The sequence below is a fragment of the Arthrobacter senegalensis genome (assembly GCF_059091765.1).
The window spans coordinates 13616-33916 of sequence record NZ_JBNHGZ010000005.1 but is presented as its reverse complement, the minus strand read 5'-3'; the positions used below and the strand labels follow the sequence as shown (position 1 = coordinate 33916).

The 20301-nt window shown below is 66.4% G+C and carries 20 protein-coding genes; 16 read left to right on the top strand and 4 right to left on the bottom strand.

The window, feature by feature from the left end:
- Positions 1 to 87 precede the first annotated feature (87 nt).
- The 9 genes from AC5RVG_RS14740 (at position 88) to AC5RVG_RS14700 (ending at position 7772) form a co-directional block, all read left to right on the top strand.
- Positions 88 to 1026, top strand: a complete 939-nt coding sequence (locus tag AC5RVG_RS14740) for an ABC transporter ATP-binding protein (RefSeq protein ID WP_494014571.1) — start codon at positions 88 to 90, stop codon at positions 1024 to 1026.
- Positions 1019 to 2152, top strand: a complete 1134-nt coding sequence (locus AC5RVG_RS14735; protein WP_494014414.1) for an ABC transporter permease — start codon at positions 1019 to 1021, stop codon at positions 2150 to 2152. The genes AC5RVG_RS14740 and AC5RVG_RS14735 overlap by 8 nt, the downstream gene beginning before the upstream one ends.
- Positions 2149 to 2982: an ABC transporter permease gene (locus tag AC5RVG_RS14730; RefSeq protein WP_494001500.1), complete on the top strand. Its 834-nt coding sequence runs from the start codon at positions 2149 to 2151 to the stop codon at positions 2980 to 2982. Before AC5RVG_RS14735 ends, AC5RVG_RS14730 begins: the two co-directional genes overlap by 4 nt.
- A gap of 184 nt (positions 2983 to 3166) precedes the next feature.
- On the top strand, positions 3167 to 3526 hold the full coding sequence (locus AC5RVG_RS14725; protein WP_494014413.1) for a VOC family protein: 360 nt from the start codon (positions 3167 to 3169) through the stop codon (positions 3524 to 3526).
- A 60-nt stretch (positions 3527 to 3586) separates the two neighbouring features.
- Complete coding sequence (locus AC5RVG_RS14720) at positions 3587 to 4114, top strand: hypothetical protein (protein ID WP_493978594.1); 528 nt, start codon at positions 3587 to 3589, stop codon at positions 4112 to 4114.
- Positions 4115 to 4197: 83 nt separating this feature from the next.
- On the top strand, positions 4198 to 5022 hold the full coding sequence (locus AC5RVG_RS14715; RefSeq protein WP_494014570.1) for an exodeoxyribonuclease III: 825 nt from the start codon (positions 4198 to 4200) through the stop codon (positions 5020 to 5022).
- Positions 5023 to 5033: 11 nt separating this feature from the next.
- A complete protein-coding gene (trpS, locus tag AC5RVG_RS14710; RefSeq protein ID WP_494014412.1) occupies positions 5034 to 6116 on the top strand; it encodes a tryptophan--tRNA ligase in 1083 nt (360 codons plus the stop codon).
- A gap of 2 nt (positions 6117 to 6118) precedes the next feature.
- Complete coding sequence (locus AC5RVG_RS14705; RefSeq protein ID WP_494001497.1) at positions 6119 to 6718, top strand: 2'-5' RNA ligase family protein; 600 nt, start codon at positions 6119 to 6121, stop codon at positions 6716 to 6718.
- Entirely contained in the window at positions 6690 to 7772 is a 1083-nt protein-coding gene (locus AC5RVG_RS14700) for a YihY/virulence factor BrkB family protein (RefSeq protein ID WP_494001496.1), read from the top strand. Before AC5RVG_RS14705 ends, AC5RVG_RS14700 begins: the two co-directional genes overlap by 29 nt.
- A 77-nt stretch (positions 7773 to 7849) precedes the next feature.
- On the opposite strand, the gene AC5RVG_RS14695 is transcribed toward AC5RVG_RS14700, so the two are convergent.
- The 4 genes from AC5RVG_RS14695 to sdhC all read right to left on the bottom strand — a co-directional run bounded on the left by AC5RVG_RS14695 (position 7850) and on the right by sdhC (position 11371).
- The gene (locus AC5RVG_RS14695; RefSeq protein ID WP_494014411.1) at positions 7850 to 8638 is read right to left on the bottom strand and encodes a succinate dehydrogenase iron-sulfur subunit; all 789 of its coding nucleotides are present in this window, start codon (positions 8636 to 8638) and stop codon (positions 7850 to 7852) included.
- Positions 8638 to 10425, bottom strand: coding sequence for a succinate dehydrogenase flavoprotein subunit (sdhA, locus tag AC5RVG_RS14690; protein ID WP_493978599.1), 1788 nt, complete (start codon positions 10423 to 10425; stop codon positions 8638 to 8640). Before sdhA ends, AC5RVG_RS14695 begins: the two co-directional genes overlap by 1 nt.
- An 88-nt stretch (positions 10426 to 10513) precedes the next feature.
- Positions 10514 to 10984 (bottom strand): succinate dehydrogenase hydrophobic membrane anchor subunit, encoded by a 471-nt coding sequence (locus AC5RVG_RS14685; RefSeq protein WP_494001494.1) that lies wholly within the window; start codon positions 10982 to 10984, stop codon positions 10514 to 10516.
- A gap of 3 nt (positions 10985 to 10987) precedes the next feature.
- A complete protein-coding gene (gene sdhC, locus AC5RVG_RS14680) occupies positions 10988 to 11371 on the bottom strand; it encodes a succinate dehydrogenase, cytochrome b556 subunit (protein ID WP_493987889.1) in 384 nt (127 codons plus the stop codon).
- A gap of 338 nt (positions 11372 to 11709) precedes the next feature.
- On the opposite strand from sdhC, the gene AC5RVG_RS14675 reads away from it, so the two are divergent.
- The 7 genes from AC5RVG_RS14675 (at position 11710) to AC5RVG_RS14645 (ending at position 20285) form a co-directional block, all read left to right on the top strand.
- Positions 11710 to 12855, top strand: coding sequence for a mannose-1-phosphate guanylyltransferase (locus AC5RVG_RS14675; protein ID WP_494014410.1), 1146 nt, complete (start codon positions 11710 to 11712; stop codon positions 12853 to 12855).
- Positions 12856 to 12950: 95 nt separating this feature from the next.
- Positions 12951 to 14180, top strand: a complete 1230-nt coding sequence (locus AC5RVG_RS14670; RefSeq protein WP_494014409.1) for an amidohydrolase — start codon at positions 12951 to 12953, stop codon at positions 14178 to 14180.
- Between the two features lie 192 nt (positions 14181 to 14372).
- A complete protein-coding gene (locus AC5RVG_RS14665; protein WP_494014408.1) occupies positions 14373 to 15491 on the top strand; it encodes a BMP family lipoprotein in 1119 nt (372 codons plus the stop codon).
- 177 nt (positions 15492 to 15668) lie between these two features.
- Complete coding sequence (locus tag AC5RVG_RS14660) at positions 15669 to 17234, top strand: ABC transporter ATP-binding protein (protein ID WP_494014569.1); 1566 nt, start codon at positions 15669 to 15671, stop codon at positions 17232 to 17234.
- On the top strand, positions 17231 to 18592 hold the full coding sequence (locus tag AC5RVG_RS14655) for an ABC transporter permease (protein WP_494014407.1): 1362 nt from the start codon (positions 17231 to 17233) through the stop codon (positions 18590 to 18592). The genes AC5RVG_RS14660 and AC5RVG_RS14655 overlap by 4 nt, the downstream gene beginning before the upstream one ends.
- A complete protein-coding gene (locus AC5RVG_RS14650; protein WP_494014406.1) occupies positions 18589 to 19878 on the top strand; it encodes an ABC transporter permease in 1290 nt (429 codons plus the stop codon). The genes AC5RVG_RS14655 and AC5RVG_RS14650 overlap by 4 nt, the downstream gene beginning before the upstream one ends.
- Positions 19879 to 19880: 2 nt before the next feature.
- Positions 19881 to 20285 carry a cytidine deaminase gene (locus AC5RVG_RS14645; protein WP_494014405.1) on the top strand — a complete coding sequence of 135 codons (405 nt, stop codon included), beginning with the start codon at positions 19881 to 19883 and terminating at the stop codon, positions 20283 to 20285.
- Positions 20286 to 20301: the final 16 nt, after the last annotated feature.

The following is a 20301-nucleotide window of genomic DNA, read 5'->3' as shown; positions in this document are numbered from 1 at the left end:
CGCCGGAGGCTGAATCCCGATTGGCTTTCCTCAATCGCTAGTGTGATCTAGGCTATAGCAGTGCCTCAAACATCTCTCTCACACCGGTTGCCTCAGCGAACCTCCGCGGCCGTCATTTCCGCCCGGGACGTCGTGAAGACCTACGGCAATTTCAACGCCGTCGACGGTATCTCCTTCGAAGTCCCGGCGGGGGAGTCGTTCGGGCTGCTCGGCCCCAACGGTGCGGGCAAGTCCACGACGATGCGGATGATCGGCGGCGTGTCGCAGCGGACGTCCGGCGAACTGAGCATCATGGGCCTGGACCCGGACCGACACGGGCCGGAGGTGCGGGCGCATCTGGGCGTGGTGCCGCAGCAGGACAACCTGGACGAGGAACTGAAGGTCCGCGACAACCTGATTGTTTACGGCCGCTACTTCGGGCTGCCGTACTCCTACCTGCGGCCCAAGGCGGACGAACTGCTGGAGTTCGCGCAGCTGACGGACAAGGCCAAGGCGAAGGTCGATGCTCTCTCCGGCGGCATGAAACGGCGGCTGACCATCGCCCGTTCGCTGATGAACGATCCGAAGGTGCTGCTGCTCGACGAGCCGACCACCGGACTCGATCCGCAGGCGCGCCACATCCTCTGGGACCGGCTCTTCCGGCTCAAGGAAGCGGGCGTGACCCTGATCCTGACCACGCACTACATGGACGAGGCCGAGCAGCTCTGCGACCGACTCATCGTGGTGGACAAGGGAAAGATCATGGCGGAAGGGTCGCCGGCAGCCCTGATCCGCGAACATTCCACCCGAGAGGTCCTCGAGCTTCGGTTCGGTTCCGAGCGGAATACCACCGTGGCCCCGGAGCTCGCCGGCATCGGGGAGCGGCTTGAAACGCTGCCGGACCGTGTGCTGGTCTATGCCGACGACGGCGAGGCGGCGCTCGAGCAGGTGTCCAACCGCGGCCTGCACCCGATCACGTCCCTGGTACGGCGCTCCAGCCTGGAGGACGTCTTCCTCCGGCTGACCGGCAGGAGCCTCATTGACTGAGCAACAGCCCACGCAGGTGCCGGGCGGGCAGGACATGGAGACCACGGCGCGCCCGGCCGAGAAAACCACCGCGCGCGCGGGCGAAGACACCACGGCGCGCGCGTCCCAAGAAACTCCGGTCCGCGCGGCCGAAGAATCACCGGCGCCCGCGGCCCAAGAGTCCGGGCGAACCGCGACCGCTGCAGCCTCCGTGCCGGACGCCGCGGCCGCCGCGGGCTCGGTCGATGCGCGGGCCCCGGAGCAGCTGTCACTGCGGGAAATCGACGCGCTGACGCGGCCAGTCACCGGCCTGCGCTCGCCGCTGACCCCGCTGCAGTCGGCCGAGCGCGCCCGGAACTTCGGTTCCGTCTACTTCCTGGAGCATTGGCTGCGGCAGTTGCGCGGCTACGGCTGGACCGTCTTGATGACGGCGGTCGGCACGCCGCTGGTATACCTGTTTGCCATGGGCGTGGGGCTCGCCACGTTGGTGGACGCCAACACCAACGCCTCGCTCGACGCCGGAAACGGCCAGTCCGTGCCGTATCTGGTCTTCGTGGCGCCTGCCCTCCTGGCGACCGCCGCGATCATGGTGGCCAGCGAAGAGAACACGTACTCGGTGATGTCGGGGTTCCGATGGCGCAAGACCTACTACGGTCCCAACGCCTCGCCGCTGCAGAGCCACCAACTGGTCAACGGGCACTCGTTGGGCGTGCTGGCCCGCCTGCTGCTGACCACCGGCTTGTATTTCCTCTGCCTGGTCATCTTCGGCGCGGTAACCGAGGCCACCGCCTGGCTGATGGTCATCACGGCGGCCCTGGGCGGGATGGCCTTCGGGCTGCCGCTGATGGCGTACTCGGCCAGCATCGAAGAAGACCGCGGCCAGTTCGCGCTGGTGCAGCGGTTCATCGTGATGCCGCTGTTCCTCTTCTCCGGCACGTTCTTTCCGCTGGAGGCCATGCCGCTGGTGGTGCGCTGGATCGGATGGATCTCGCCGCTGTGGCATTCGACGGAGCTGGGCCGGGTGCTCAGCTACGGCTATGTTGAACCGGCCTGGCTGACCGTGCTGCACGTCGCCTACCTTGCCGTCCTCTGCGCGGCCGGCTGGGTCTTCGCGCGCCGCATCTATATCAGGAGGCTGGGCAAATGAGCCAGCACGTTCTCCCGCAGCCGCCGCGGCTCGAGCCGGCGCGCCGCCCGTTTGGCTCGCTCTATGCCGGCAATGTGCGGGCGGTCTTCGCCCGCGGCGTCAAGGCGACCTGGGGAACCAACTGGGCGATCATGGTCAGCGGCTTCGTCGAGCCGGTCCTCTACCTGGTGGCGATGGGGATCGGACTGGGCTCGCTGATCGGCACGATAAGCGGCCCCGGCGGAACCGAGATCGGTTACGCGAACTACATTGCGCCGGCGCTGCTGGCCGTCTCGGCGATGAACGGCGCGGTGTACGACTCCACCTGGAACGTCTTCTTCAAACTGAACTTCGCCAAGCTCTACGAAGGCATGTTGTACACCTCCCTGGGACCGCTCGACGTGGCGCTCGGCGAAATCCTGCTGGCGCTGATGCGCGGAGCGCTCTACGCCACCGGCTTCACCGCGGTGATGGGGGCGATGGGGCTGATCACCTCGCCCTGGGCGCTGTTGATGATCCCCGCAGCCGTGGTGGTGGCCTTCGGCTTCGCTTCCTTCGGAATGGCGATCACCAGCTACATGAAAACGTTCCAGCAGATGGACTGGATCAACTTCATCATGCTCCCGATGTTCCTGTTCTCCGCGACTTTCTACCCGCTCAGTGTCTACCCGGAGCCGATCCAGTGGTTGATCCAGGCATTCCCGCTCTGGCACGGCGTGGAACTGCTGCGCCAGCTCAGCGTCGGCGCCTTCACCGCCGCCACCTGGATCCACGTGGCGTACTTCCTGGTCATGATCGTGCTCGGGCTGATCCTGACCACTGGCAGGCTGCGCAAGCTCTTCCTGAACTGACCGCGGACCGACGTGCGGCGGGCAAGGCCTGACGTCGGCGGGCGGGACCGACGTCCGACGTCCGACGTCCGGCGGGCGCGGACCGCGAGGTGCGGCGGCTGCCGCCTTGTCCTTGCCACACCCTTGCGGCGCATCAATGATGGAGACACCGTCCAAAGGCCCGAACCAACTAAGGAGCTGGCACATGATCGGCACGTGGCAGGCACTGGTCATCGATTGTCCGGACAGCGATGTACTGGCCACCTTTTACGAGGAGCTGCTGGGCATGATCCGGGTCCAACAGGACGACGACGGCTGGATCAGCATCGGGGATGCCCCGGACCGGCCGGCCATCGCCTTCCAGCAGGTCCGGGATTACGAACCGCCCCAGTGGCCGGGACAGGAGCATCCCCAGCAGATGCATGTTGACGTCAGGGTCCGGGACCTGGACATCGCCGAAGGACTGGTACTCCAGCTGGGAGCCACGAGCATGGACTCGGGCAGCGAGACCTTCAGGGTGTACCTGGACCCGGCCGGGCACCCGTTCTGCCTGGTGCAGTGGTAGCGCGCTGAGCCGTGGGCGGACACGGCGCACGCAGGCGCACGGATTTGAGAGAATAGGCCCATGCGATCAATTGGTCCCGAGTCTTCCGTTTCGTCCACCGCCCGCCAGCTGCCGTTCAAGGCCGGCAACATCAGTCTGGCAGTGCTGGTGCTTGTCTTCCTGGTCGCGGTGATCTTTGCCGCCAATGAGAACGACGTCATCGGCTGGATCGTCGTTGCGGTGTCGCTGGCATGGCTGGCCCTGGCCGCCTTCGTGGTGTTCAGCGTCCGCGGTGCCACGCGCAAGGCGAAGGAGAAGCTGGCCAACGTGCAGGCGGATTACGCCGGGCGGGTCAACCCCGCTCCCGGCGGCGGCACCGCCCTCGTCGAGGAAGAAATCTCCAGGGCGAATGCCGTGCGGGACGAAAAGCTGGACCACAGCTTCAAGATCATCCAGGTGCAGGCCAAGGTGATCCGCGACTACCGCGGCAAAGACGAGGGCATGGTGGACCGGGCGCTGGAAACGGTAGAGATCACGGCCCACAACGGCCGCGGCATGATCCGCAAGGAAGACGGCGGCGGAACGGTCAGCGGCACAGTTGTTGGCTGAACTGAAGGGTTGGGTAAGGTAGTCGGGTGACTTTGGCAACCGTTTCCACCGCACCGACCACCTCCCGCGACGCCGCCGGCGGACTGATCCAGGCAGGCAAGACACTGCGGATTGCCAGCGTCAACGTCAATGGCATCCGCGCCGCCTACAAGCGCGGGATGGCCGACTGGCTGGCCGTCCGGGACGTGGACATCCTCTGCCTGCAAGAGGTGCGCGCACCGGACGCGGTAGTACGTGAGCTGCTGGGCAGCGACTGGCACATTCTGCATGCCGAAGCCGAGGCCAAGGGCCGCGCCGGTGTCGCCATCGCCTCCCGCGTGGAGCCCACTGCCACCCGCAGCCACATCGGCGATGAGTACTTTCTCTCCGCCGGCCGCTGGGTGGAGGCCGACTTTGCGGTGGACGGCGTCGACGGCGAAAAGACCCTGACGGTGGTGAGCGCCTACGTCCATTCCGGCGAGGTGGACACCCCCAAGCAGGTGGACAAGTACCGTTTCCTGGACGCCATGTGCCACCGCCTGCCGCAGCTGAAGGCCGAGCGGGACTACGCGCTGGTTGTCGGCGACCTGAACGTGGGCCACACCGAGTTGGACATCAAGAACTGGAAGGGCAACGTCAAGCGTGCCGGCTTCCTGCCCGAGGAACGGGCCTACTTCGACCGCTTCTTCGGCGAGGAGATCGGTTGGCGCGATGTGCACCGGTCGCTGGCCGGGGATGTCAGCGGTCCCTACACCTGGTGGTCCTGGCGCGGCCAGGCCTTTGACAACGACTCCGGCTGGCGCATCGATTACCAGGTGGCCACCCCGTCGCTGGCCGATCTCGCGACGACCGCCGCCGTCGACCGTGCCGCCACCTACGACGCCCGATTCTCCGACCACGCACCGCTGGTCGTCGACTACCAGTTCTAGGAAGCATCCCGATGAGCACAGGAACCACAGAACCGACAGAAACCGCCGTGCGGGCCGCCGGGCAAGCAGGCCAACCGCAGGCCGAGCGTCCGCGGCTGCTCTCCGGCATGCAGCCCTCCGCCGACTCCCTGCACCTGGGCAACTACCTGGGCGCACTCGTCAATTGGGTCAAGCTGCAGGACGAGTACGAAACCTTCTACTTCATCCCCGACCTGCACGCCATCACCGTTGACTACGATCCGAAGGATCTCGCCCACCGCACCAGGGTCACCTGCGCGCAGTACATCGCCGGCGGCATCGACGTCGACCGCACCGCGCTCTTCGTCCAGTCCCACGTGCCGGAGCACGCCGAGCTGGCTTGGGTCCTGAACTGCGTGACAGGCTTCGGCGAGGCCTCCCGGATGACCCAGTTCAAGGACAAGACGCAGAAGAACGGTACCGACGCCGCGACCGTGGGGCTGTTCGCCTACCCGGTGCTGATGGCCGCGGACATCCTGCTGTACCGCCCCTACGGCGTGCCCGTCGGCGAGGACCAGCGCCAGCACCTGGAACTGGCGCGGAACCTCGCCCAGCGGTTCAACCACCGGTTCGGGGAAACTTTCGTGGTGCCCGAAGCGGTGATCCCCAAGGAGGGGGCGAAGATCTACGATCTCCAGCACCCCACCGCGAAAATGTCCAAGTCGGCCGAGTCGACCGCCGGCCTGATCAACATACTCGACAACCCGAAGCAGGCCGCCAAGAAGATCAAGTCGGCCGTCACCGACGACGGTACGGAAATCCGCTTCGACCGCGAGGCCAAGCCGGGCATCTCCAATCTGCTCACCATCTACTCCACGCTGTCGGGCAAGACCGTCGGGCAGCTTGAGCAGGAGTACCAGGGCAAGATGTACGGTCACCTGAAGGTCGATCTGGCCGAGGTGGTCGTCGAAACGCTCGCCCCGGTGCAGGCGCGGGCCCAGGAGCTGCTGGACGATCCGGCCGAACTGGACCGGCTGCTGGCGCGGGGGGCCCACAGGGCCCGTTCAATCGCATCGGCTACACTCGCTGATGTGTACTCCAAGGTAGGTTTCCTGCCCGCCGGAGGCGGGCGCTAGCCATGCGCCAGCAGGACCAGGACAGCATCGCCCGTGTGGAACACGACGGCGATGCTGGCCGCGGTGCCCGGACGGCGGTCGGTTGCGTCGGCGTGGTCATCGGGGTCCCGGAGCCGATGGCCAGTGAGCTGCAGGGCTGGCGGGCCTCGTTCGGAGACCCGCTGGCCTCAGTCATACCGCCGCACATCACCCTGGTCACCACCACTCCGGTGCTCGACTGGGACGAGGCCGTCCAGCACGTCCGGGCCGTGGCCAGTTCGCAGTCCCCGTTCACCCTCTCCCTGCGCGGCACGGGCAGTTTCCGCCCGGTTTCGCCCGTGGTCTACCTGAGCATCGACGAGGGCTTCGACGAGTGCGTCGCGCTGCACCAAAAACTCCAGTCCGGGCCGCTGGAACGCGACCTCGAGTTCGGCTTCCACCCGCACGTGACCGTGGCGCACGACGTCAGCGAAGCCAGCATGGACTCGGCCGAAAGCAAGCTCGCTGATTATGACGCCGCATTCCGGGTCAGTAGCATGGGGCTCTACGAGCACGACGAGACTGGTGTGTGGATACTACGGGAAGAGTTGACCTTTGGCGCCGGACCAGCAGGAGCAGGCTGAGGCAACGCCGGATCCGCTGGAACGGCAGCAACTGCTGCTCGCCGCCGTAAGGCAGCGGCGGGAAGCAGGCCGCGCCAAGCGCGAAGAAGGCACCCTGCAAAGCGTCCTGGCCGCGGCCAGGTACAGGCTGGCAACGCTCAACTCCCGGCGCCTGATGCGGGTCATGAATCTCTACGCCCTGAGGCACGGGTCGCTGCTGGCGGCCGGGTGTGCCTACAAGATGTTCTTCTCCGTGGCCGCGATGCTGGTGGCCGGTTTCTCCATCCTGGGCCTGGTGGTTTCCGGCAACCGCGACCTGCAGATGGCCATCATCCGGGTGGTGAACGACTTCATCCCGGGACTCATCGACACCGGAGACGGGGGCCTGGCCACACCCCAAGAGCTCTTCTCCCGCAGCGAGGCATTCGGGGTCAGCCTGATCATCTCTACCGTAGTCATGATCTGGACCTCGTTGGGCTGGATCGCCGGGCTGCGGACGGGGATGCGGGGCATCTTTGACCTGCCCCCGCTGGATACGAACGTCGTCCTGGTCAAGCTCAAGGACACCGGCACGCTGCTGATCGTGGGCGTGGCCTTGATCGTGACGTCGCTCGTCGCAGCCATAGCCAATACCGCGCTGGACCTGATCGTGGAATTGCTCCGTATCGAAGGCGATGCCGTGGTTCCGCTGACCCGGATTGCCGGCATCGTGGTCATGCTGTTGCTGGATACGGCGGTTGCCGTGGTCCTTTTCCGCGTGGCGTCAGGGATCCGGATGCCACGCCCGGTGATGCTCCAGTCCGCCTTGCTAGCCGGCGTCGGCAGTACCGTCCTCAGGTACTTCTCCTCGACGCTCCTGGGCAACGCGGGCAGCAACCCGTTGCTGGCTTCTTACGCCGTCATCCTGGGTCTGTTCGTGTGGTTCTACCTGCTGAGCCAGGTCTACCTGATCGCCACCGCCTGGGGAGCGGTCGGCACGGCGGACGCGCTGGCCCGGCAGGCGGCCGGGGGAGGCCGTTCGCTGCGGCAGCGGGCGTGGAGCCTGCGCCGGCGGAGGCCCCTGCCGGAACCTTAAACACCGGTGGCGCCGACTCCCGGAAGGAATCGGCGCCACCAGGACCGCGCAGTCCCGAAGGGGACCGCCGCGATGGGCTAGACGGAGCGGTGCAGGATGGCCTGGCGCACCTCGGTGATCGCCTTGGTCACCTGGATGCCGCGGGGGCAGGCCTCGCTGCAGTTGAAGGTGGTGCGGCAACGCCACACGCCTTCCTTGTCGTTGAGGACCTCCAGGCGCATGTCGCCGGCATCGTCGCGGGAATCGAAGATGAAGCGGTGCGCGTTCACGATCGCCGCCGGCCCGAAGTACTGGCCGTCGGTCCAGAACACCGGGCAGGAGGAGGTGCAGGCGGCGCAGAGGATGCACTTGGTGGTGTCGTCGAACCGCTCGCGGTCCTCCTGCGACTGCAGCCGCTCGCGGGTCGGCGCGTGGCCGTTGTTGATCAGGAACGGCATGATCTCGCGGTAGGACTGGAAGAACGGCTCCATGTCCACGATCAGGTCCTTCTCCACCGGCAGGCCCTTGATCGGCTCCACCGTGATGGGCTTGGCCGTGTCCAGGTCCTTCAGCAGCGTCTTGCAGGCCAGACGGTTGCGGCCGTTGATGCGCATCGCATCCGAGCCACAGACGCCGTGGGCGCAGGACCGGCGGAAGGAAACGGAACCGTCATGCTCCCACTTGACCTTGTGCAGGGCATCCAGCACGCGGTCGGTGCCGTACATGGTGAGCTTGAACTCGTCCCAGCGGGCTTCCTCGGAAATCTCCGGATCGTAGCGGCGGACCTTCAGCGTAATGTCAAAGCTGGGGATTTCGCCGCCGCCGCCGACCCCGGGAGCCAGCTCGACCTTGGACGGTCCTTCGGGAATTTCGGTCGCGGTGCTCATCAGTATTTCCTCACCATCGGTTCGTAGCGCGTGAATACCACGGGTTTGGTATCCATGCGGATGCCGGCCGTCTGATCGGTCACGGCGTCGACGTCCAGGTAGCACATCGAGTGCTTCATGAAGTTCTCGTCGTCGCGGTCCGGGTAGTCCTCGCGGAAGTGTCCGCCGCGGGACTCCGTGCGGTGCAGCGCCGCCACGGTCATCACCTGGGCCATGTCCAGCAGGAAGCCGAGTTCCACGGCCTCCAGCAGGTCCAGGTTGAAGCGCTTGCCCTTGTCCTGGACGCTGATGTTCTTGTAGCGCTCGCGCAGCGAAGCAATCACGTTCAGCGCCTCGGTCAGGGACTTCTCGTCGCGGAACACCTGCACGTTGGCATCCATGATGTCCTGCAGTTCCTTGCGGATCTGGGCGACCCGCTCGGTACCGGTACCGCCGCGCACCGTCTCGAGCAGCTCCATCGTGTACAGTTCCGGGTTCTCCGGCAGCTCGACGAAGTCAGCGGTCTTGGCGTACTCGGCGGCGTTGATGCCGGAGCGCTTGCCGAAGACGTTGATGTCCAGCAGGGAGTTGGTTCCCAGCCGGTTCGAGCCGTGGACGGAGACGCAGGCCACCTCGCCGGCGGCGTACAGGCCCGGCACCACGGTGTCGTTGTCCTGCAGCACCTCGGCCTTGATGTTGGTGGGAATGCCACCCATGGCGTAGTGGGCGGTGGGGAACACCGGCACCGGCTCGGTGTAGGGCTCGACGCCGAGGTAGGTGCGCGCGAACTCCGTGATGTCCGGCAGCTTCGCGTCAATGTGCGCCGGCTCCAGGTGGGTCAGGTCCAGCAGCACGTAGTCCTTGTTCGGGCCGCAGCCGCGGCCTTCCCGGACCTCGAGGGCCATGGAGCGGGCCACGATGTCACGCGGCGCCAGGTCCTTGATGGTGGGGGCGTAGCGCTCCATGAAGCGCTCACCGTCGGCGTTGCGGAGGATGCCGCCTTCGCCGCGGGCGGCCTCGGAGAGCAGGATGCCCAGGCCGGCCAGGCCGGTCGGGTGGAACTGGACGAACTCCATGTCCTCCAACGGGAGGCCGCGGCGGAACGCGATGCCCATGCCGTCGCCGGTGAGGGTGTGCGCGTTGGAGGTGGTCTTGAAGACCTTGCCCACCCCGCCCGAAGCGAAGATGACGGACTTGGCCTGGAAGACGTGGAGCTCGCCGGAGGCCAGGTCATAGCTGACGACGCCGGCGACGCGCTTCTGCTTGTAGGGGGTGCCGTCTGCGCGGGTGGCGTCTTCCTCGACCAACAGCAGGTCCAGCACGTAGTACTCGTTGTAGAACTCAACGTTGTGCTTGACGCAGTTTTGGTACAGGGTCTGCAGGATCATGTGTCCGGTGCGGTCGGCGGCGTAGCAGGCGCGGCGCACCGGGGCCTTGCCGTGGTCGCGGGTGTGTCCGCCGAAGCGGCGCTGGTCGATCTTGCCCTCTGGCGTCCGGTTGAACGGCAGGCCCATCTTTTCCAGGTCCAGCACCGCGTCGATGGCTTCCTTGGCCATCACTTCGGCGGCATCCTGGTCAACCAGGTAGTCGCCGCCCTTGATCGTGTCAAAGGTGTGCCATTCCCAGTTGTCTTCTTCGACGTTCGCCAGTGCGGCGCACATGCCGCCCTGGGCCGCGCCGGTGTGGGAACGGGTGGGGTACAGCTTGGTCAGTACTGCGGTGTGCGCGCGCTGGCCTGATTCGATCGCGGCGCGCATACCGGCGCCACCGGCACCGACAATGACGACGTCGTACTTATGGACCTGCATACTGGATGCTCTTTCTGTTGAAACTGGGTTTTCTTCGCCGTGTGGGGTTCACGACGGGCAACGGCGCCGCGGTCTGTCGCGGGGACGGTTAGGGTGCCGGGCAGAACGACGGCAGCAGATCGGCGGTGGCGTTCGCCGGGCACGGATCGAAGGTGAAGATCACCAGGGTGCCGAGCACGATGATGACGGCAGAGGCTACGTAGAGGACCATCTTGAACCAGAAGCGGGTGATGTCCTTTTCCGCATAGTCCTCGATGATGGTCCGCACGCCGTTGGTGCCGTGCAGCATGGCCAGCCACAGCATGGCCAGGTCCCAGATCTGCCAGAACGGGTCGGCCCACTTGCCGGCCACAAAGCCGAAGTCGATGGCGTGGACGCCTTCGCCCACCATCAGGTTGACGAACAGGTGCCCAAAGACCAGCACCACCAGGATGAGGCCGGAGAGCCGCATGAACAGCCATGCGTACAGTTCGAAGTTGCCCTTGCGCCCCTTGTTGCGCATGTACTCGGGAGCGATGCGGGCGCTGCGGGGAGCCTGGATTTCAGAGTTGACCGACATGAGTTAGTGACCCCCGGTGAAAGCGAGCGTGAGGTGGCGGATGAGGAACGGAACCATGACGACGACCCAGAGGCCGACAACCCCCCACAGAAGCTTGGCCTGGTACTTGGGCCCCTTCTTCCAGAAGTCGATGAGGATGACGCGAAGCCCGTTAAAGGCGTGGTAGACGATGGCCGCTACCAGGCCGGCTTCCAGAATGGCCATGATCGGGTTCTTGTACGTGGCCATGACGGCGTCGTAGGCGCCCGGGGATACCCGGACCAGCGCGGTATCGAGCACGTGAACCAAGAGAAAGAAAAAGATTGCGACGCCCGTGATGCGGTGTCCTACCCAAGACCACATGCCTTCACGGCCGCGGTATAAGGTCCCTGCTGGTGTCTTCGACACTGAATTACCCTCCCTGCATCGCAGAGGCGCAGCGTGGCTTCCACGCAAGAGTTGACGCCGGTGCGAGAGCGCTCTATAGCTCAAGACTAATCTAGGCTTCGCTGAGGGCTTATTCAATTTACGTACGGCAGGGTGTGACCTTTTTAACAGCAGGGGCTTAACCGCCCGTGCTGTACCGGCTTCCACGGGGCGGATGAGGCCGGTCCGCGCCCCCGCAGGACCTGGATTTTGACGCGGCGCCGGTTGGCGCCGATACGGCACCGGCAAACCACCCCGATGGGAGAAATCGGCGTCCAGGATGAAGGCGGTACCCACGAGGCTGGATTACCGTGGAGAGCGTGAACACTCAAGCAGCAGGCCGGGGTGCGGCCGACGACGACGCCGTGCTGGACCGTTTTCATGCCGTTATACCGGCCGGCGGGACCGGGACGCGGTTGTGGCCGCTGTCCCGCGCGGCGGCCCCGAAGTTCCTGCACGACCTGACCGGTTCCGGGTCCACACTGATCCGCGCCACCTATTCCCGTCTTGAGCCGCTGTGCCAGGGGCGGACCCTGGTGGTGACCGGCAAGGTGCACCGACATGCGGTGTGCGCGCAGCTGCCCGAACTTCAGGATGCGAACCTGGTGCTGGAGCCGGAACCGAAGGACTCGGCGGCGGCGATCGGTCTCGCCGCGGCGATCCTGTACCGGCGGGACCCGCGGATCATCATGGGCTCCTTCGCCGCGGACCAGGTGATCACACCGGTGGAGGAGTTCCAGCAGGCTGTTCGCGAGGCGGTGTACACCGCGGCCGAGGGCTACATCGTCACGATCGGGATCACCCCGACGCATCCGGCCACCGGCTTCGGGTACATCCGTTCCGCCGGGGCGCTGCAGGTCCCCGGCGCGCCCTCCGCGCAGGCGGTGGCCGAGTTCGTGGAGAAACCCGACGAGCAGGTGGCCCGCGGCTACCTGGCGTCGGGGGAATATTCCTGGAACGCCGGCATGTTCGTGGCGCCGGTTGACCTGCTGCTGAAGCACCTGGAAACCAACGAACCCGAACTCTTTGCCGGCCTGACCGAGATCGCCGAGGCCTGGGACACCCCGGCCCGCGGCGCGGTGATGCGCAGGATCTGGCCGGACCTGCCCAAGACGGCGATCGATTACGCGGTGGCTGAACCCGCGGCGGCCGCCGGGGACGTGGCGATGATCCCCGGTTCCTTCTCCTGGGACGACGTGGGCGACTTCGCCGCGATCGGGCGGTTGAATACCGCCAGCGAAACCTCCGGGCTTACGGTGCTCGGCGAAGGGGCGAGGGTGTTCGCGGAGTCGGCCACCGGCGTCGTGGTCTCCGATACCAAACGCGTGATCGCGCTGATCGGCATCGACGACGTCGTCGTGGTCGACACCCCGGACGCGCTGCTGGTGACCACCAAGGAACACGCGCAGAAGGTGAAGTCCGCCGTCGAACACCTCAGGGCCAGCGGCGACACCGACGTCCTCTAAAGCCGCAAGGCACCCGGGACCGGCGGCGAAAGCCTGATCCTGTGCAAGGCCGGCGACCGTCCTCGGAACGTCGCTCAAATCGATAGAGTGCAGGTGTGCAGAAGATTTCAGAAACTCCGCTGGCCAATCTCAATATCGGCGTCTGGGCATCGCCACTGCTGGATGAACTCCGGCGGTTCCGGCGGGACCTGCACCAGCATCCCGAGCTGTCGCACAAGGAATTCCTCACCACCCGGAAGCTGGCCGAGCGGCTGACGGCCGCAGGACTCGAGCCGCAACTGCTGGACGGCACCGGGCTGTTCGTCGACATCGGGGAGGGCCCGCTGGCCATCGGGCTGCGCGCGGACATCGACGCCCTGCCGATCATGGAAGAAACCGGCCTCGACTACGCCTCGGTTAACACCGGCATCAGCCATGCCTGCGGACACGACATCCACACCACGGTGATGCTCGGCGTCGCGCTGGTCCTGCGCAAACTGGATCTGGAAGGCGAACTGTCCGCCCGCGTGCGGGTCATCTTCCAGCCGGCCGAGGAGACCATGCCCGGCGGCGCGTTGGCCGTCATCGAGCAGGGCGTGCTGGAAGGGCTGCCGCGGATCCTGGCACTGCACTGCGACCCGCGCATCGACGTCGGCTTGGTCGGCACGCGGATCGGAGCCATCACCTCCGCCTCGGACACCATACGGATTGAACTGCGCGGGCGCGGCGGCCACACGTCCCGCCCGCACCTGACGGAGGACCTGGTGTTCGCGCTGGCCGAGATCGCCGTCAGCGTCCCGGCCGTCATCAACCGGCGGATCGATGTCCGCAGCGCCGTCTCGCTCGTGTGGGGGCAAATCCAGGCGGGCGCCGCCCCCAACGCGATCCCGGCAGTCGGCTACATGGCCGGCACCATGCGCTGCCTGGACGGGGAAGCCTGGCAGGCCGCCGGTGAGCTGGTGGACGAGGTGGTCAACCAGGTGGCCGCACCGTTCGGCGTGGACGTCAAGCTCGAACACATCCGCGGCGTGCCTCCCGTGATCAACACCGAGCGGGAAACCACGCTGCTCGAGGCGGCGGCCCGGAGCGAACTGGGGGAGGACGCGGTGACCCTCACGCCGCAGTCGATGGGCGGGGAGGACTTCGCCTGGATGACCCAGGAAGTGCCCGGCGCCATGATGCGGCTGGGCACCCGGAGCCCGGGCGGCGAAACCTTCGACCTGCACCGCGGCGACTACGTTCCCGACGAGCACGCCATCGGCGTGGGCGTGCGCGTCATGGCCAAGGCCGCCGTGCTGGCCGCCCGGCGCCACCGGGACACTGCAGCCGGTGCTACCCAAAAGTAACAACTTTTGAACAATCTGCGCGCGCCGGTAGCGATTGCTTCGCCGGTGGGGCGCGTGGGAACTACTGTAGGGTCATCAACTGTGCACCTGCAGGACAGGTGCTGTGCCACGCGGAGTACAAGTCAAACGCCGCACTTCTTGTGAAGCGACCATTGAACTGTGGCGGGGCAGACATTCTTTTATGGAGGAACATTGAAGACTTCACTGCGCAAGATTAAGCGCGGCACCGGCCTCTCCGCCGCGGTGCTGGGCGCGTCCGCACTGGTTCTGACCGCTTGCGGCGCACCGCCGGCCCAAGAGGGCGGCGCCAGCGGCAGCCCGGCAGCGGAAGGCACCGACTACCTCGGCTGCATCGTCTCCGACTCCGGTGGATTCGACGACCGCTCGTTCAACCAGTCGAGCTACGAAGGCCTGAAGATGGCCGAGGAAGAGCTGGGCATCAAGATCCGCGAGGCCGAGTCCCAGGCCGAGACCGATTTCGGTCCCAACGTGGATGCCATGGTGCAGGCCAACTGCAACATGGTCCTGACGGTCGGCTTCCTGCTGGGCGACGTGACCAAGGAGGCGGCGGCGGCCAACCCCGAGACCAACTTCGCGATCGTCGACTACAACGACCCGGAGTTCAGCGACAACGTCAAGCCGATCATCTATGACACGGCGCAGGCGGCGTTCCTGGCCGGCTACGTGGCGGCCGCAACCAGCGAGACCGGCAAGGTGGCCACCTACGGCGGCATGAACATCCCCACCGTCACCATCTTCATGGACGGCTTCGCCGACGGCGTCGACTACTACAACGAGCAGAAGGACGCCAACGTCGAACTGCTCGGCTGGAACAAGGAAGCCCAGAACGGCACCTTCGTCGGCAACTTCGAGGATCAGGGCAAGGGCAAGACCAACACCCTGAACTTCATCAACGAGGGCGCCGACATCATCATGCCGGTGGCCGGCCCGGTGGGCCTGGGCACGCTGGACGCCGTGCTCGAAGCCAATGCCGACGGCAAGGATGCCAAGGTCGTATGGGTCGACTCCGACGGCTACGAGACCGCCGGCAAGGCCGAGGAATTCATCCTCACCTCGGTGATGAAGCTGATGGGCAACGCGGTCGAGGAAGTCGTCAAGACCGACGCCGAGGGCAACTTCGACAGCACCCCGTATGTCGGAACCCTGGAGAACGGCGGCGTGGCACTGGCCCCGTTCCATGACCTCGGCGCAGCGGTTTCCGACGAGACCAAGGCGGAACTGGAAACCATCAAGGAGTCGATCATCTCGGGCGAGATCAAGGTCGAATCCAAGGCCAGCCCGCAGCAGTAAGCACGCAGCGGACCGCCGCCCTCCGTGCCGGACACCGGTGCCGAGGGCGGCGGTTCGCGCTGTAATCGGCCGAACCGGTTTAGGCTAGGCACAGCGTCCGGGCAGCAGCACCGTCCGGCACCGCGCCGCTGGATGACGACCGTCGTACCTACGGACAAAGAACAGGTGGGTTGGGGTTTGAAACTCGAGCTCAAGGGAATCACCAAGCGATTCGGCTCCCTGGTTGCCAACGACCACATTGACCTGGTGGTGCAGCCGGGACAGGTGCACAGCCTGCTGGGTGAAAACGGCGCCGGGAAATCGACGCTGATGAACGTCCTCTACGGGCTTTACGAGCCCAGCGAAGGCCAGATCCTGGTCGACGACAAGCCCGTGACCTTCGACGGCCCCGGGGACGCCATGGCGGCCGGCATCGGCATGGTGCACCAGCACTTCATGCTGGTCCCGGTGTTCACCGTGGCCGAGAACGTGGCGCTCGGCAATGAGGCGACCAAGGCCGGCGGCCAACTCAACCTGGAGGAGACCCGGGCCCGGATCAGGGAGATCTCCGACCAATACGGTTTCGAGGTGGATCCCGACGCGGTGGTCGAGGACCTGCCGGTCGGGGTGCAACAGCGGGTCGAGATCATCAAGGCCCTGGTCCGGGACGCCGAAGTGCTGATCCTGGACGAGCCGACCGCCGTCCTGACGCCCAAGGAAACGGATGAGCTGCTGGGCATCATGGGCCAGCTCAAGGCCGACGGCAAGGCCATCGTCTTCATCTCCCACAAGCTGCGTGAAGTCAAGGCGGTTTCGGACATCATCACGGTCATTCGCCGTGGCAAGGTCATCGGCGACGCGCCGCCCTCGGCCTCCACGACCGAGTTGGCGGAAATGATGGTGGGCCGCGCCGTCAGCCTGACCCTCAACAAGGAACCGGCCCGGCCGGGCGAAGAAACGTTCACCGTCGAGAACCTCACCGTGCGTTCGGCCACGGGCCAGCGCGTGGTGGACGGCATCAGTTTCGGCATAGCGCGCGGCGAAATCCTCGCGGTGGCCGGCGTCCAAGGCAACGGGCAGACCGAACTGACCGAGGCGATCCTGGGGCTGCAGGACCACGTGTCCGGCTCCATCAGGCTCGAAGGCCGCGAACTGGTGGGGCGCAAGGTCAAGGACATCATCGAGGCTGGCGTCGGTTTCGTGCCGGAGGACCGCAGCGTCGAGGGCCTGGTCGGTACGTTCTCGGTGGCCGAAAACCTCATCCTCAACCGCTACGACCAGCCGCCCTTTGCCCGCGGCCTGGCCATGAAGCCGGCCCTGGTCGCCCGGAACGCCGAGCAATACATTTCGGAGTTCGACGTCCGCACCCAGTCTGCGGCGGCGGCGGCCGGTACCCTCTCCGGCGGAAACCAGCAAAAGGTGGTCATGGCCCGGGAACTGTCCAGGCCGTTGAAGCTCTTTATCGCTTCCCAGCCCACCCGCGGCGTGGACGTTGGCTCCATCGAATTCCTGCACAAGCGGATCGTCGCCGAGCGCGACGTCGGCACTCCGGTGATGATCGTTTCCACCGAACTGGACGAGGTGCTGGAACTTGCCGACCGGATCGCCGTGCTCTACCAGGGCCGGCTGATGGGCATCGTCCCCGCCGGCACCTCCCGCGGCGAGCTGGGCCTGATGATGGCCGGCATGAGCGCCGAGGAAGCACAGGCACACCGGACGGACGCCGAAGTACAGCAGACAGACGCCGAAGGAGGCGAGGAATGAGCGCGGACGAGTCCGGCAAGCACGGGAAGCGGTCGAAACACGCGGGAACGCCCGCGGCGGAGGGCGACGAGCAGCGGCTCGAGGCGGCTGCCGCCCTCGGCGACGGCACCCAGGCACCGCCGGCCGTGTTGCCCACGGGGGAGAGCCTGCACCCCGAGTTGCGCGCGCATCAGACCATCATGCAGCGGATCGTCTCCGGCAACGCGCTGGTGGCTGTCCTCGCCATTGTGCTGTCCCTGATCGCCGGCGGCATCCTGATCGCGTTGACGAACGAGGAAGTTGCCCGGACCTCCAGCTACTTCTTCGCCCGCCCGCAGGACATGCTGGCTGCCGGCTGGACGGCTGCCGCCAACGCCTACGCCGCTCTGTTCCAGGGCTCGATCTTCAACTTTGAGGGCGCTTCGTTCGCCCGGATGATCTACCCGTTGACCCAGACGCTGACCGTGGCCACGCCGCTCATCTGCGCAGGCCTGGGCGTGGCGCTGGCGTTCCGCGCGGGACTGTTCAACATCGGCGCGCAGGGCCAAATCATCATCGGCGCCACCCTGGCCGCCTGGGTCGGTTTCAGCTGGCACCTTCCGGTGGGCCTGCACCTGCTCCTGGTCATCATCGCCGGCATCATCGGCGGCGCGTTGTGGGGCGGCCTCGTCGGCCTGCTGAAGGCCAAGACCGGTGCCCACGAAGTCATCCTGTCGATCATGCTCAACTACGTGGCCATCAACCTGGTGCTGTACCTGCTGACCATGCCCGCGTTCCAGCGACCGGGCTCCACCAACCCGATCAGCCCGCAGCTGGATGCCACGGCCATGTATCCGCCGCTCTTCGGCGACACCTTCCGGCTGCACTGGGGCTTCGTGGTAGCCATTCTGGCCACCGTTTTCTGCTGGTGGCTGCTCAACCGCTCCACCATCGGCTTCGAGCTGCGCGCGGTCGGCTCCAATCCGCACGCCGCGCGCACCGCCGGCATCAGCGTCACCAAGGGCTACGTCGTGGTGATGGTGCTGGCGGGCGCCCTGGCCGGCCTGGCAGGCGTCGCGCAGGTGGCCGGCACCGAACGCGTGCTGACCTCGGGCGTCGCTGCCAGTTTCGGGTTCGACGCCATCACCGTGGCACTGCTGGGACGTTCGACGCCGTGGGGCACCTTTGCGGCCGGCCTGCTGTTCGGCGCCTTCCGCGCCGGCGGGGTGACCATGCAGACCAACACCGGCACCGGCATCGACATCGTGCTGGTGGTCCAGTCCATGATCGTGCTGTTCATCGCGGCGCCGCCGCTCGTGCGCGCGATCTTCCGGCTCCCCGAGCCGGGCAAGCTGACGGCAAGACCCCGTAAGACCGCAAGCACCGGAGGTGCAGCATGAGCACGGTTACCGCCACCGCCCCGCAGCAAAGCCCAGCCGCCGCGGACACCGTGCGGAACTGGAAGACGCCGGTCATCCTGGCCGTCCTGGCTTTCGCGGCCGTCCTGGTTTTCGCGGTCGGGGCACCGGACAACTCGGTGACCTTCCGGCTGTCGGACCCCAATGACCCTGTGGTGCTGCCGTCGGTGGTGCTCTCGGCCGTCGTCACCGGCTGGGTCACGGCCGTCTTGATGCTCGCCGCCGCCGTCTGGTCGTTCATGCTGGTCCGGTCCGGACGAAAGGTCCCCGGCTGGCTGGTGGCCGTCTTTGCCGTGCTGTTCGTGGTCGGATTCCTCACCTGGGTGGTCGGCAGCGCCCGGACCCCCAACGTGGCCCTCTACGGGCTGCTGGCCGGTTCGGTCACGCTGGCCGTGCCGCTGATTTTCGGCTCCCTCTCCGGCGTGCTGTGCGAGCGCTCCGGCGTCGTCAACATCGCCATCGAAGGACAGCTGCTGTTCGGTGCCTTCTCCGCCGCGGTCGCCGGATCGCTCTCCGGCAACGCGTTCATCGGCCTGGCCGCAGCGGCCGTCGGCGGCGTGCTCGTCTCGGCGGTACTGGCGGTGTTCAGCATCAAGTACATCGTCAACCAGGTGATCGTCGGGGTGGTGCTCAACGTGCTGGTTTCCGGCCTGACCGGTTTCCTGTTCTCCACCGTCCTCTCGGCCGACTCGGCCACTTGGAACTCTCCGCCGCGGCTGCCGATCATCAGCATTCCGGTGCTCTCCGACATCCCGATCATCGGCCCCATCCTGTTCGAACAGTCGGTAGTCGGCTACCTGATGTACGTCGCGGTGGCCGTGATCTACTTCGGCCTGTTCCACACCAAGTGGGGCCTGCGCACCCGTGCCGTCGGGGAACACCCCAAGGCGGCGGACACCCTGGGCGTGAAGGTCAACCGGATGCGGTTCATGAACGTGCTGCTGGCCGGCGTCGTCGCCGGTTTCGGCGGCGCCTTCTTCACCCTGGTCCTTGTTTCCAGCTTCGGCCGCGACATGACCGCCGGGCAGGGCTACATCGCCCTGGCGGCGCTGATCTTCGGCCGCTGGAACCCGCTGTACGCGTTCTTCGCGGCGCTGCTGTTTGGCTTCGCGACCAACCTCCAGTACGTGCTCAGCGCCCTGGGCTCCACGGTGCCGAACCAGTTCCTGGCCATGCTGCCTTACGTGGTGACCATCTTCGCCGTCGCCGGCCTGGTGGGCCGCGCCCGACCCCCGGCCGCCAGCGGCGTGCCGTACATCAAGGGATGACCGTGGAAGCACCAACGACGACCCAGGTGGACTGGCACGCCCTCCAGCAGGCCGCGGAGGCCGCCATGCGGCTGGCCTACGTGCCGTACTCGGGCTTCCCGGTCGGCGCCGCCGCGCTCACCGACGACGGCCGGATCGTCTCCGGCTGCAACGTGGAAAACGCCTCCTACGGCTTGACCCTGTGCGCGGAATGTTCGCTGGTGAGCCAGCTGAACATGACGGGCGGCGGGAAACTGGCCGCCTTCAGCTGCGTGGACGGGGAGGGCAACGCCCTGATGCCGTGCGGCCGGTGCCGTCAGCTGCTGTACGAGTTCCGCGCGCCCGGCATGCTGCTGATGACGCCGGCCGGCATCAGGACCATGGACCAGGTGCTGCCCGACGCCTTCGGACCGCAGCACCTGGCCTGACGGGCGGAACGCATCA